The sequence below is a fragment of the Ensifer sp. LC163 genome (genome assembly GCF_001695855.1).
Lineage (GTDB): Bacteria > Pseudomonadota > Alphaproteobacteria > Rhizobiales > Rhizobiaceae > Ensifer.
Map to the genome: position 1 here is coordinate 335,548 of NZ_MBSS01000023.1, position 13,667 is coordinate 349,214.

General features: G+C 62.3%; 11 protein-coding genes. 6 read left to right on the forward strand and 5 right to left on the reverse strand.

The genetic code is table 11. The features are described 5' to 3' along the window. Nucleotides 1–9 precede the first annotated feature (9 nt). Genes BC360_RS19730 through BC360_RS19740 form a run of 3 tightly spaced genes read right to left on the reverse strand, consistent with a single transcriptional unit; the run spans nucleotide 10 to nucleotide 2,934 of the window. Nucleotides 10–906 (reverse strand): carbohydrate ABC transporter permease, encoded by an 897-nt coding sequence (locus BC360_RS19730; protein WP_065796601.1) that lies wholly within the window; start codon nucleotides 904–906, stop codon nucleotides 10–12. Beyond that, a complete protein-coding gene (locus BC360_RS19735) occupies nucleotides 906–1,883 on the reverse strand; it encodes an ABC transporter permease (protein WP_065796602.1) in 978 nt (325 codons plus the stop codon). Before BC360_RS19735 ends, BC360_RS19730 begins: the two co-directional genes overlap by 1 nt. A gap of 4 nt (nucleotides 1,884–1,887) precedes the next feature. Next, a complete protein-coding gene (locus BC360_RS19740; RefSeq protein ID WP_065796603.1) occupies nucleotides 1,888–2,934 on the reverse strand; it encodes a LacI family DNA-binding transcriptional regulator in 1,047 nt (348 codons plus the stop codon). A 792-nt stretch (nucleotides 2,935–3,726) separates the two neighbouring features. Between BC360_RS19740 and BC360_RS19745 the strand changes: the two genes are divergently transcribed. From BC360_RS19745 to BC360_RS19760, 4 genes are all read left to right on the forward strand, one after another. Beyond that, complete coding sequence (locus tag BC360_RS19745) at nucleotides 3,727–4,542, forward strand: hypothetical protein (protein WP_065796604.1); 816 nt, start codon at nucleotides 3,727–3,729, stop codon at nucleotides 4,540–4,542. Nucleotides 4,543–4,593: 51 nt separating this feature from the next. After that, complete coding sequence (locus tag BC360_RS19750; RefSeq protein WP_065796605.1) at nucleotides 4,594–5,691, forward strand: carboxynorspermidine decarboxylase; 1,098 nt, start codon at nucleotides 4,594–4,596, stop codon at nucleotides 5,689–5,691. 143 nt (nucleotides 5,692–5,834) lie between these two features. After that, complete coding sequence (locus BC360_RS19755; RefSeq protein ID WP_065796606.1) at nucleotides 5,835–7,076, forward strand: saccharopine dehydrogenase family protein; 1,242 nt, start codon at nucleotides 5,835–5,837, stop codon at nucleotides 7,074–7,076. A 226-nt stretch (nucleotides 7,077–7,302) separates the two neighbouring features. Beyond that, complete coding sequence (locus tag BC360_RS19760; protein ID WP_139110113.1) at nucleotides 7,303–7,695, forward strand: hypothetical protein; 393 nt, start codon at nucleotides 7,303–7,305, stop codon at nucleotides 7,693–7,695. Between the two features lie 104 nt (nucleotides 7,696–7,799). Here the strand turns inward: BC360_RS19760 and BC360_RS19765 are convergent, their stop codons facing one another. Next, a complete protein-coding gene (locus BC360_RS19765) occupies nucleotides 7,800–8,708 on the reverse strand; it encodes a LysR family transcriptional regulator (RefSeq protein WP_065785110.1) in 909 nt (302 codons plus the stop codon). Between the two features lie 171 nt (nucleotides 8,709–8,879). On the opposite strand from BC360_RS19765, the gene BC360_RS19770 reads away from it, so the two are divergent. Continuing rightward, nucleotides 8,880–10,415, forward strand: coding sequence for an MFS transporter (locus BC360_RS19770; RefSeq protein ID WP_065785283.1), 1,536 nt, complete (start codon nucleotides 8,880–8,882; stop codon nucleotides 10,413–10,415). Nucleotides 10,416–10,623: 208 nt separating this feature from the next. Next, nucleotides 10,624–11,856 carry a peptidase T gene (gene pepT, locus BC360_RS19775; RefSeq protein ID WP_065796607.1) on the forward strand — a complete coding sequence of 411 codons (1,233 nt, stop codon included), beginning with the start codon at nucleotides 10,624–10,626 and terminating at the stop codon, nucleotides 11,854–11,856. 131 nt (nucleotides 11,857–11,987) lie between these two features. Here pepT and abc-f read toward each other — a convergent pair whose 3' ends face one another. Further along, nucleotides 11,988–13,610, reverse strand: a complete 1,623-nt coding sequence (gene abc-f / locus BC360_RS19780; RefSeq protein ID WP_065796608.1) for a ribosomal protection-like ABC-F family protein — start codon at nucleotides 13,608–13,610, stop codon at nucleotides 11,988–11,990. Nucleotides 13,611–13,667: the final 57 nt, after the last annotated feature.

Consider the following 13,667-nt stretch of genomic DNA (forward strand, 5'->3'; position numbering starts at 1 on the left):
CTGTCGTGTTCAGCCCTTGAGCGCGCCGCTCATGGTTCCCTTGGTGAAGAATTTCAGGATCAGCGGGTAGATCGCGAGGATCGGCACGATGGTCAGAAGGATCATGCCGGCCTTGAGCGCGCGCAGGTTGATCTGGCTGGCGCCGGTGTTGTTGCTGGCGTTGTTGGCACCGACGATCGCGACCTTGTCGCCGTCGATGACGAACTGGCGCAGCACCACCTGCAGCGGCCATTTCTCCTGGTCGTTCAGGTAGATCATCGCGCGGAAGAACTCGTTCCAGTGAAAAACGAGGTAGAACAGCGAGATGGTCGCGAGCGCCGGCTTGGCCAGCGGCAGGACCAGATGCCAGAAGACCTGGAAAGGGTTGGCACCATCGAGTTCGGCGGCTTCCAGCAGCTCCTTCGGGATCTCCTCGAAGAAGCGGATGAGGATGATCAGGTACCAGGCATTGACCGCCTTGAAGAGGATCACCGACCAGTAGCTGTCGAGCAGGCCCAAGCGCTTGTTGACGAAGTAATCGGGAATGATGCCCGGCTCGAAGACGATGGTGACGAGTACGAGGATGAACAACGCCTTGCGGCCGGGCAGACCCGGTCGCGAAAGGCCCCAGGCCATCAACGCGGTGCCGACGACGCCGATCACGGTGCTGACGGCGGTGATGAAGATCGAGTTGAAGATGCCACGCTGCACATTGGGGTGCTGCAGCAGAACGCTCCAGACCTCAAACGAAAGCCCGTCCGGCACGATCGTCAAGCCGCTCATGCCCGGCACCTTGCCGGGTTCCGAAAGCGAGATGGCCAGAAGGTTCAGGATCGGCTGGACCGTGACGACGACGAGCAGCAGCAGCGTCGAAACGATGATCGCATATTCGATGCGTTCGAGCGGAGTCTTGCGCGACAGGGCCATTACCAGACTCCCTTTCCGGTCAGGCGCTTGGAGACGAAGTGGGCGATCACGATCATCATCGTGCCGAGCACGGCCTTGAACAGGCCGGCCGCCGTTGCCAGCGAATACTCGCCGGTCTGCAACCCGATGCGGTAGACATAGGTGTCGACGATATCGATCTTGCTGCGCACCACGTCGTTGGAGAGGTTGATCACCTGGTTGAGGTCGGCGTTGAGGAACATGCCGGCATTGAGGATGAACAGCGTCGCAATCGTCGGCACGATGCCCGGCAGGGTGACGTGGCGGATCTTCTGCCAGCGGTTGGCGCCGTCGATCTCGGCGGCATCATAAAGCTGCTGGTCGATGGCGATGATGGCGGCGAGATAGAGCAGGCTGTCCCAACCGGCCGAACGCCAGATTTCGGTAAAAACGAGCACCCAGCGGATGGCGCCGGTATCGGTCATGAACGACCGCGGCGCCATGCCGGCCATGCCCATGAGATTGTTGACGGCACCGTCGGTCGGCGACAGCGCGGCGATGAAGATGCCGGCGATCACCACCCAGGACAGGAAATGCGGCAGGTAAATCGCCGACTGGATGAACTTGCGCAGCGAACCGCCGCGGACCTCGTTCAGCAACAGCGCGACGATGATCGGCACCGGCAGGAAGAACACCATCTTCATCGCCGAGATGATCAGCGTATTGGCCAGCACCTGCCAGAACACCGGCGAGGAGAACAGCACCTGGAAATGCTTGATGCCCACCCAGATGTTGGGCGGGACGATCCTGACCTGTTCGAAGGCGATGCGCGCTTCCCAGATCGGCAGGTAATGGAAGACGAGGAAGAACAGGATGCCCGGCGCCATCATGACGTAATAGGGCCACCAGCGACGCCAGCCATCGGCGGCGAGCGCGAGGCGTCCCAGCCTGCGGCGTGCGCTCGATTTGGGAACGTTCCCAAACTTAGGCGAAATCATCGCCTCCTCGCGATTGGTCATTCCCTTACCCCCTCCCGGAGCTGGCTGCGCGTCTGGGCTGGTTGAGCGACAGATCGGCCAACGAGCCGCGCTCGATAAGCCGGCATGGCATGAACACCCGGCCATGCTCGGGGCGGCCGGCGATTTCGTCGAACAGGCAGTCGACGGCGCGCACGCCGATCTCCCGCCCGGGCTTGGCGACCGTCGTCAGTCCCGGCCAGGAAAACGCCCCGGCGGGAATGCCGTCGAACCCCAGGATCGAGACATCCTCAGGGCAGCGCAACCCGGCTTCGCGCACGGCGACCATGGCGCCGAGCGCCATGAGATCGTTGGCGGCGAATACAGCGAGATGGCCGACCCGGTCGCGTTGCAGGAGCCGCATCATCGCCGTGCGCCCACCTTCAACGGTGTATTCGCCATCCTCCATCGGCAATGCCGCCGGGTCGATGTCGCGATCGACGCAATGCTCATGGAAGGTCCGCAGAAACCGGGCGCGCGCGATGCGCGACTTCGGCCCCAGGATCAGTGCCGGTGCATGATGCCCCTTGGAAACCAAGTGGTCCATGCCGAGCCGTACGGCCTGGGCGATATCGGAACCGACGCTGGAGGTCGCCGGAAAACGCTCGGCACTCGAGCCGATCAGCACGAAGGGCAGCCCGAACCGGTCGAGATCGTCGAAATTGTCGGCGACCGGATTGATGATGGCGCCATCGACCCGCGCCTGCCGCAGGGCCCGGAGATGGCTGGCTTCGCGGCTGTGATCCCAATCGGAAGAAAACACCAGGAGCGAGGTCCCGTTTTCGGCGGCGCGGTCCTGCGCGCCGCGCGCCACCTCGGCCCAGAACGGGTTGGTGATGTCTGGAATGACAAGGCCGAGCAGACCGGTACGGCCGGATCGCATGCCGACGGCGAGATCGTTGCGCTCATAGCCGACGGCACGGGCAGCATCGAGAACCCGCTCTCGCGCCTCATCCGTAACATTGGACGCGCCGGAGAGTGCCCGGCCGGCGGTGCTCTTGGACACCCCTGCCTTGCGCGCGACGTCAATGATCGTCGGTCGCCTCCGCTGCATCAGACACGCTCTCCCATGGCATGAACTCGTGGGAACGTTACCACGGCGATTTCGAGTCCGCAAGTCCGCCCCTTTTCGGGTGTGGTTTTGCCAGCAGTCGAGACGTTGAAAAGAAAAAGGCCACCATTCAGACGGCGGCCTCAAGGTGAGAGGTATAGCCTCCAGAGGGAACATCGCTATCGCAGCCGGGAGGATGGCTGCACATCAAGCGACCCTGATAATGTGACAGCTCCGCGCCCGGTTCTCAATCAATGCAAAACCAGAACCAAAGCCGGAGTGGGATCGCTCTTCCAATATTCGGGTAGCCGCCGGGATTTTTTCCTACTCGGGAAGGCATCGCCTGTGTTGGCTCTGTGGAAGGCGCCCCGGCTTGAAACCGCCTTTGGACCCGGGTGACGGACAGCGCGGGGTTCGCCGTGGTTCCGTTCAATTCGGCGACTGCGCCGCGGTCGGCGATCTTGCTTGGCTGAGCCGAACAGAAGCCGCTGGCACCGACGACGGAAGCACCTGGAGACTGCGACGGCTCAGCGCATCGGGCCCATCGCCTTGACATATGCTCCGTCGCATTTACGATAGTGGCATGCTGATCGTGACTTCATATGCCCTTCGAGAACCCGTGCGCCTCAAAGCGGGATCGTAACCCGGCCGCGGCTTTTGTCGTACGCGTCCGGGGCATGTCACTCCATCCCAGCTATCTCCCTTCTAGCTGAGACGATGAAATCGATTGCCGGCTCGTACCGCCTCCAGCGGACTTCCTGATAGCGAGCAGGCCCTTAGTTCTCGACAGCGTAAATGAAAAATATCCCGCAAACTGACAGCTGGCGCTCGGGCCTGTTCACCGAGTTCGACATCGTAACCGCATTCGGAGAAAGCCGGGCAGCGCTCGGCGAACTGTTCGATTGCGACATGCTGATGAGCGCACGACGCTCGGCCAGCGCGGGCAAACCTGAGCGCTTCGAACTGTGCTCGACGGCGCGTGTCAGCCTCGCCATCATCCACGCCCTCTGGCGCCACGCCGGCCTGACGCTTCGCGTGGCCGAGCAGGCGCTTTCCAACTGGCCGCAAGTCGTCGTGTCGGTCGCCCGCGTTGTCGACTTCGAGCCCGAAGCTTCTCAGGACAATAGCGCAAGCTGGGAACCGGCCCATGCGGATCCCTTCCAGTTCTTCGGGCCGTTTGCCGAAGAAAGTCTGCCCGTCGCCGCGGTCGACGAATATATCGACCTGATCGACGCGCGATTTCTGCTGTGGCGGAAACCGAAGCATGGTTCGCACGGGATCGCGGCCGCGATCCACGCCAGCCAAGAGCGCCTTCTTCTCGACCCGCAGGACGCAGCCGCTCAAGCGCATTTTCTGGAGGCTGCCGGCTTTCTCAGGCGGCCGGCCGAGCACGAGTTGATCTGGTTGGGCTCGACGAGGGACGAGCTGTTCCGCCCGACGTCGGCGTCAAGCGGCCCTCACGCTCCCGAGCGCTTGCCCACGGAAACCCTGATGGCCGAAGCAGGCAGCGCGGCGACATTGGCCACGAACTACCGCTCTAAACGCTCGGTCAATATCTCGCTTGCCGCCCGCGTCATGAAACGGCGGGCGCTCGGGCTGACCGTCAGATAACCCTCCTCCTTTCCACCGACAGCGCAAGCTTTTGAAGACACAAGGCACATCATGATCCAGACCCCCTATTATCTGATCGACAAGGCAAAGCTGCTTCGCAACATGGAGAAGATTGCCTATGTGCGCGAACGATCAGGCGCCAAGGCGCTGCTCGCGCTCAAATGTTTCGCCACCTGGTCGGTGTTCGATCTGATGCGCGAATACATGGATGGCACGACCTCTTCCTCGCTCTACGAGGTGCGGCTCGGGCGCGAGAAATTCGGCGGCGAAACCCACGCCTACAGCGTCGCCTATGGCGACGGCGAAATCGACGAGGTGATCGGCCATGCCGACAAGATCATCTTCAACTCGATCGGCCAGCTCGATCGCTTCACTGACAAGGCATCGGGCATTGCACGCGGCCTGCGCCTCAACCCGGGCATGAGCTCGTCCAGTTTCGACCTCGCCGATCCCGCCCGCCCCTTCAGCCGGCTTGGCGAATGGGATGCGGCCAGGGTCGAGGCGGTCATGGACCGCATCAACGGCTTCATGATCCACAACAATTGCGAGAACAAGGATTTTGGCCTGTTCGACCGGATGCTGTCGGAGATCGAGGAAAAGTTCGGCGCGTTGCTTGCCTGCGCCGAGTGGATCAGCCTCGGCGGCGGCATTCACTTCACCGGCGACGATTATCCGGTCGATGCCTTCTGCGAGCGCCTGAAAGCCTTTTCGGGCCGCCATGGCGTTCAGGTCTACCTCGAGCCGGGCGAAGCCGCGATCACCAGGAGCACGACGCTCGAGACCACCGTTCTCGACACGCTCAACAACGGCAAGGATCTCGCCATCGTCGACAGCTCGATCGAGGCGCACATGCTCGACCTGCTGATCTACCGCGAAAGCGCAAAGGTCGAGCCGAATGCAGGGCCGCACAGCGTCATGATCTGCGGCAAGTCCTGCCTGGCTGGCGATATCTTCGGCGAGTTCCGCTTTCCCGAGCCGCTTGAGGTCGGCGACCGCGTCTCGTTCCAGGACGCGGCCGGCTACACCATGGTCAAGAAGAACTGGTTCAACGGCGTCGGCATGCCTTCGATCGCCATCCGGGACCTTGACGGCAGCGTCAGGCTTGTCCGCGAATTCACCTTCGCCGACTACGAACAGAGCCTCTCCTAGAGCATCCCGCCTTCAAGTGATGCCACTGAAGGCGGACAAGATGCTTTGGAATCAAAGGGCTGGAGCGTCCTTAGTGCGTTCTTCTGAACGCACGGCGCTCCAGGCCCGTCACGTCCCCAAGGGAAAAGGAGAAATCCCCCGAAATGAAAAAGAACGTTCTCATCATCGGCGCCGGTGGCGTGGCTCAGGTCGTGGCGCACAAGTGCGCACAGAACTGCGATGTACTGGGAGACATCCATATCGCATCCAGAACGGTCGAAAAGTGCCGCGCGATCGTCGACTCGATCCGCGAAAAGAAGAGCCTCAAGACCGATGTGACGCTCGAAGCCCAGGCGCTCGACGCCATGGATGTCGAGGCGACAAAGGCGCTGATCGAAAAGACCAAGGCCGGCATCGTCATCAATGTCGGCTCCGCCTTCGTCAACATGTCGGTGCTGCGCGCCTGCATGGATACGGGTGCTGCCTACATGGACACCGCGATCCACGAGGATCCGAAAAAGATCTGCGAGACGCCGCCTTGGTACGGCAACTACGAATGGAAGCGTGCGCAGGAATGCAAGGAGAAGGGCATCACCGCCATTCTCGGCATCGGCTTCGACCCCGGCGTGGTCAACGCCTATGCGCGCCTCGCCAAGGATCAGTATTTCGACAAGGTCACCGCCGTCGACATCGTCGACATCAATGCCGGCAGCCACGGCAAATATTTCGCCACCAACTTCGACCCGGAGATCAACTTCCGCGAATTTACCGGCGTCGTCTATTCCTGGCAGAACGGCCAGTGGCAGACCAATTCGATGTTCGAGATCGGCAAGGAATACGACCTGCCGGTCGTCGGCAAATGCAAGGCCTATATGACCGGCCACGACGAAGTTCATTCGCTGGCCAAGCACATGGACGGCGCCGACGTCCGCTTCTGGATGGGTTTTGGCGATCACTACATCAACGTCTTCACCGTCTTGAAAAACCTCGGCCTGCTGTCGGAACAGCCGGTGAAAACGGCCGAAGGTCTCGAGGTCGTCCCGTTGAAGGTGGTCAAGGCGGTCCTGCCGGATCCGTCTTCGCTGGCGCCGAACTATCAGGGCAAGACCTGCATCGGCGATTTCGTCAAGGGCGTGAAGGACGGCGAGGAACGCGAAGTCTTCATCTACAACGTCGCCGACCACCGGGAAGCCTTCGAAGAAGTGGGTTCGCAGGGCATTTCCTACACCGCCGGCGTGCCGCCGGTCGCCGCCGCCATGCTGATCGCTTCGGGCGAATGGGATGTGAAGCGGATGGTCAACGTCGAGGAGCTGCCGCCGCGCCCGTTCCTCGACATCCTCAACCGGATCGGGCTTCCCACCCGCATCAGGGATGCGGACGGCGACCGCGCGTTGACCTTCTCCTAAGCGAACAGAGCCGACTATCTCAGTAAGCCGTCATATCGAACGGTCTACAGAGGCAGAAGCGAGGCCCAATCATCACGAAGTGATTGGGCTTCCGCCATTTTTTTACAGGCTCCTCGGCGCGGCCGTCGATGAGCACCCAGCTAGCGAAACGCTTCATTAACGCGATTCACTTAGCTGCCCGTACCCCGGCGTCTCGCCGGTTAACCACGTATGAGTTGCAAGTGACATGCCCCCATTGACTGCCCCGGTTCACAGTTTTCATCAAAAGATTGAATCGTTTTGCGAGCTCCGGCTCGCCCGCGCCCTTCCCAAGCACGACTACGAAAACCTCCGTCACTACATGCTGGACTTCGTGACCCGGCGTACGATGCCACCCCAGACCGGCAACAAGCTCGACTGGAAGGAAATCGGCGTCGCCTGCGATCTCGACGACGACAGTCTGCGGATCACGAAACGCCTCGCCAAGCACGGCTTCGAGGCCATCATTCGCTGGCTGAAGGGACCGAGCGCCAGCAGACCCGATAGAAAGCCGCCGACCGGCCAAGGCTGGGTCAAGGCGCCCGCGGCGCCGGCGCGCAGGATCGGTTTGGAACAACGGCGCGTAGGCGCCGCGCGCTAAACATCCCCGCACGGCGTCCCCGGAATCGCTTTTGTTTTAGGGAACTGCGCCTCAGACTAAGCAACGGCAGCGGGCAGGACATCCATGTGCCGCGCCCGCGGCATTCAGGACGCTGACAGCTCGATCTTCGGCCACGTCTTTTGCGCCGACGTCTCGGTTTCGCTCGAAGCCGAATGCCGCTCCCTAAAGGCGGCGGCAAGGGTTTGCAGGGCCTTGCGGGATCGCGCATCGGTCAAGGTCGAATGCAGAACGATCTCCGAGGACGGAAGCGGCGGCAGGCCGAACCGCTTGCTGACTTCGACCGTATCGGAGGGTGCAAGGCGGCATGAGAAGGGGGCAACGGCGAGCCCCGCCGAAACTGCCGCGTTGACGGCAGTCGACACGCCGACGAACACCTCGACCCAGGGAACGCCAGCCGCATCGAGCGCGCGGGTGGCGATATCGCGCACGCCGCAGAGCGGCGCAAGCGCCGCCAAGCGAAGCGGTTCACCCGGCGCGCGTGCGAAGCCCGGTGAAGCGAACCAGCCGAAGTGTTCCGGTCCAAGCGTCTCGCCGTCGCGCCGGTCCTCGTCGCGGCGGATGATGACGGCATCGAGCTCGCCACGATCAAAGGCGCCAAGCAGGTTTCGCGATGTCTCGAGCCTGACCTCGATGCACAATCCCGGGTCATGGGCATAAAGACGCGCCAGCAAGGTCGGCACTTCGGGCCCGGCGACATGGGCGGCGATGCCAAGGCCGAAGCGGCGACGCGTGGACGACAGCCCGGCCAGGGCTCGCTCATGGGCGGCAAGGAATTCGCGCGCGCCCTCGATGAAGACGGCGCCCTGTGCCGAAAGCCGGACCTGTCTCGGCGTCCGCTCGAGCAGCCTGACCCCGAGCCGATCTTCGAGCCGTTTCAACTTGACGCTGATCGCCCCTTGCGTGCTGCCGAGGAACTCCGCCGCGCGGGTAAAACTCTGGAAATCGGCAATCGCGACAAATGCCTGAACCGCGTCCACATCCAGCGTCGTCATTCCAATCATCCGATTTTGTTATCTCTGAAATAGCTACGCATACAATTCAGTTGTGATCAAGGCCCGACTATGGTGCCCCGGTCCCCAAGCGATATCAATTCGGGCGGAGCGTGTCGAAAGGCCTTACCCGGATTTCCACGCGACCCGCCGCAGCATCGAAAGACCATGAGCATGAACGAACCCATAACCCGCCGCAGTGCGCTGGCACTAGCAGCCGTCTGCCTGTCCTCGCTGATGTTCGGCCTGGAGATTTCGAGCATTCCGGCAATCCTGCCGACGCTGGAGCAGGTGCTGGGCGCAGATTTCAAGCAGCTGCAATGGATCATGAACGCCTATACCATCGCCGTCACGGCGGTTCTGATGGCGGCCGGAACACTGGCCGATCGCTACGGCCGCAAGCGCGTCTTCGTCGTTGGTATCATCGCCTTCGGCATCGCCTCGCTGATCTGCGGATTGACCGACAACACCTCGGTATTGATCGTCGCTCGCTTCATCCAGGGCATGGCCGGCGGCGTGATGCTCATCTGCCAGATCGCCGTCCTGTCGCACCAGTTCCAATCCGGCCGCCAGCGCGGGATCGCGTTCAGCTGGTGGGGCATCATCTTCGGCATCGGGCTCGGCTTTGGTCCGATCGTCGGTGGCGCGACCGTCGCGCTGTTAAGCTGGGAATGGGTGTTTCTGGTCCACGTCGTGCTTTCAGGCATCACGATGGCGCTTGCGCTCGCGGGCGTACAGGAGTCGCGTGACCCTGAAGCCGAGAGCCTCGACATCGCCGGCATCGTGACGTTGTCGGCCGCGGTCTTCTGCCTCGCTTATTTTATCACACAAGGCCCTGAACTCGGCTTTACCAGCCCGACCGCACTGTCGATCCTCGGCATTGCCATCGTCAGCCTGATCGGCTTCGTCATTGCCGAAAAAGTCAGCGCCCGGCCGATGTTCGATTTTTCGGCGTTCCGCATCCGCAGCTTCTCCGGCGCGCTGTTCGGTTCGATGGGCATGAACATCAGCTTCTGGCCGTTCATGATCTATCTGCCGATCTGGTTTCAGGCAGGACTCGGCTATGACGGCGTGACCGCGAGCATCGCACTGCTGGCCTACACGCTTCCCCCGCTCGTGGTCCCGCCCTTTGCCGAGCGCCTGATGCTTCGCCTTCGTCCCGGGATCGTCATCCCGGCCGGGCTGTTCACCATCGGTCTCGGCTTCCTCATGATGAAGATCGGCAGCAGCGTCGCCAACGCCAGCTGGCTGACGATGCTGCCGGGATGCGTGGTGGCGGGTATCGGCCTCGGCTTCACCAACACGACAGTCACCAACGCCGCGACCGGCGCGGTCGCCGCTGAGCGCGCCGGCATGGCCTCGGGCATCGACACCAGCGCACGGATGATTTCGCTGGCGATCAACATTGCGCTCATGGGCCTGATCCTGGTCGAAGGCGTCCTGTCTTCGCTGCAAAGCTCGCTTTTCGGGCAGACAGCCGACACCGGGCTGCGCACGCTCGCCGAGAAAATCTCGGCCGGCGGCATGCTGTCGTCCGACGACGGCCTGTCGGAAACCGTCATCCAGACGGCGCTGCGGGACGGTTTTGGCTGGGTCATGCTCTACGGCGCGATCGGCGTCTGGCTCTCGGCCGCAGCAAGCCTGCTCGTCTTCGGCCTGCGCGCCAAGGCGGAAACCGCACTCGAGTGTTCGACCGCAAAATCGTTGTGACCGACGCCGCCAACCAGCGACCGGCGGCTGATAGGCGCATCGCGCCGAACAAGTCAGGTCGATAGGCCCGAATAGCGGTTCCAGCGACCCGATCGACCTCTGCCGCGTCGACAAAACCCGTCGGCGCGGCGAAAAGTCCATTCACGGCGGCACCGGCGAAGGCTATAGCGGGACTATCGTTGACGCAGATATATTGGACGCTTTGCCCATGACCGACACTGTTATCGACCGCTTTCTTCGCTACGTCGTTATCGACACCCAATCGGATGCCAAATCGAAGACCCAGCCCACAACCGAGAAACAGAAGACCCTCGGCCGGCTTCTGGTCGAAGAGCTGCTGGCGATGGGCGTATCGGACGCGCATCTCGACGAATACGGCTATGTCTATGCAACCATTCCGTCAAACGTCGACAAGCCGGTCCCGGTCATCTGCTTCTGCTCGCACATGGACACGGCACCCGATTTTACCGGCACCAATGTCAAGCCGCAGATCGTCAGGAACTACCAGGGCGGCGACATCCGGCTCACCGGCGATCCGCAGCAGGTCATTCGCGTCAGCGAGCACCCGGTTCTGCTCGACCAGATCGGCAATGACATCATCACAACCGACGGCACCACGCTTTTGGGTGCGGACGATAAGGCCGGCGTTGCCGAGATCATGTCGGCGGCACAGTTCCTGATGGACAATCCTGATGTCAGGCACGGCACCATCCGTATCCTGTTCACCCCCGACGAAGAAGTCGGTCGCGGCGCCGACACGGTCGACCTCAAGAAGCTCGGCGCCCAGTTCGGCTACACCATCGACGGCGAAACTGCCGGCCATATCGAAGACGAGACCTTCTCCGCCGACGGTGTCGAGATCACCATATCAGGCGTCGCCATCCATCCGGGCTTTGCCAAGGGCAAGATGGAGAACGCCATCAAGATCGCCGGCGCCATCATCGACCGCCTGCCGAGGGACATCGCCCCTGAAAGTACTGAAGGCCGCGAAGGATTCATTCACCCGACCGGCGTGACCGGCACGATGGAAAAAGCCAGCCTCAGCCTGATCGTCCGCGATTTCGAGGACGAGAGCCTGGCGACCAAAGAGGCCATGATCGAGGGCATCGTCAGGCAAGTGATCGCCGCCTATCCCGGCTCTTCCTACACCTTCGAGGTCAAGCAGCAGTATCGCAACATGAAGGCGATCCTTGCCCGCAATCCCGAGATTGCCGACAATGCGCTCGAGGCGGTGCGCCGCGCCGGCATGACGCCGGTGCGCGGCAGCATCCGCGGCGGCACCGACGGCTCGCGCCTGTCGTTCATGGGTCTGCCCTGCCCCAACATCTTCGCCGGCGGCCATGCCTTTCATTCGCCGCTGGAATGGGTGAGCCGCCAGGACATGGAGCGGGCCGTCAAGACGCTGGTCGAGCTGGCGAAGGTCTGGGAAGAGCGCGCCTGACGCCGTTCGCCCGAACCGGCGCTGCCATTTCGGGATAGAGCATCGAAAAACGACAAGAGCCGAAGCACGTGACGTGCTTCGGCTCTTGTCGTTACAGGCATCGGTCGCGGCAGAACCGCGACCGATCGAAATTAGCTGCGCAGGCCCGGCGCCTCCTGGCCGGTGCGCGCGACATATTCGGTATAGCCACCGCCATATTGATGCACGCCGTCGGGCGTCAATTCCAGGACGCGATTGGACAGCGCCGCCAGGAAATGGCGGTCGTGCGAGACGAACAACATCGTGCCTTCGTACTGCGCCAACGCCTTGATCAGCATTTCCTTGGTGTCGAGATCGAGGTGGTTGGTGGGCTCGTCGAGCACCAGCAGGTTCGGCGGATCGAACAGCATCATCGCCATCACCAGCCGCGCCTTCTCGCCGCCCGAAAGCACACGGCAGCGCTTCTCGACGTCGTCGCCGGAAAAGCCGAAGCAGCCGGCAAGCGCCCGGAGCGGCCCCTGGCCTGCCTGCGGGAACGTATCTTCCAGCGACTGGAACACCGTGCGCTCGCCATCGAGCAGATCCATGGCGTGCTGGGCGAAGTAGCCCATCTTCACGCTGGCTCCGAGCGCAACGCTGCCCTCGTCCGGATCGGTCGAGCCCGTCACCAGCTTCAAAAGCGTGGACTTGCCGGCGCCGTTGATGCCCATGATGCACCAGCGCTCGCGGCGGCGTACCATAAAGTCCAGGCCCTCATAGATGCTGCGCTCGCCGTATTTCTTGTGCACGTTCTTGAGGTTGACGACGTCTTCGCCCGACCGCGGCGCCGGCCGGAACTCGAACGACACGGTCTGCCGGCGCTTCGGCGGCTCGACCCGGTCGATCTTTTCGAGTTTCTTGACCCGGCTTTGCACCTGGGCTGCGTGCGAAGCGCGCGCCTTGAAGCGCTCGATGAACTTGATCTCCTTGGCGAGCATCGCCTGCTGGCGTTCGAACTGGGCCAGCTGGTGCTTTTCGTTCTGCGCCCGCTGCTGCTCATAGAACCCGTAGTCGCCGGAATAGCTGTTGAGCGAGCCGCCGTCGATCTCGACCACCTTGGTGATGATCCGGTTCATGAACTCGCGATCGTGCGAGGTCATCAGCAGCGCGCCTTCATAACCCTTGAGGAAGGCTTCAAGCCAGATCAGGCTTTCGAGATCCAGGTGGTTGCTCGGTTCGTCGAGCAGCATCACATCGGGGCGCATCAGCAGGATGCGGGCGAGCGCGACGCGCATCTTCCAGCCGCCCGAAAGCGCGCCGACGTCGCCGTCCATCATCTCCTGGGAGAAGCTCAAGCCAGCCAGCACTTCCCGCGCGCGACCCTCCAGCGCGTAGCCGTCGAGTTCCTCGTAGCGTGCCTGCACCTCGCCGTAGCGCTCGATGATCGCGTCCATCTCATCGAGACGATCGGGATCGACCATGGCGGCTTCAAGCTCGTGCAGTTCGGCGGCAACGGTGCTCACCGGACCGGCACCGTTCATCACCTCAGCCACAGCGCTGCCGCCCGACATCTCGCCGACATCCTGGTTGAAGTAACCGATCGTCACGCCCTTATCGACGGCGACCTGGCCCTCGTCCGGCATCTCTTCCCCGGTGATCATCCGGAAGAGCGACGTCTTGCCCGCACCATTGGGGCCGACAAGGCCGACCTTCTCGCCCTTGTTGAGGGCTGCGGATGCCTCGATGAAGAGAATCCGGTGGCTGAGCTGCTTGCTGATATTCTCGATACGAATCATATTTTAGGGGCCCGAAACGTTGCGGCGCCCTTATGTCACGGGTAGCGGCTCGGCGGC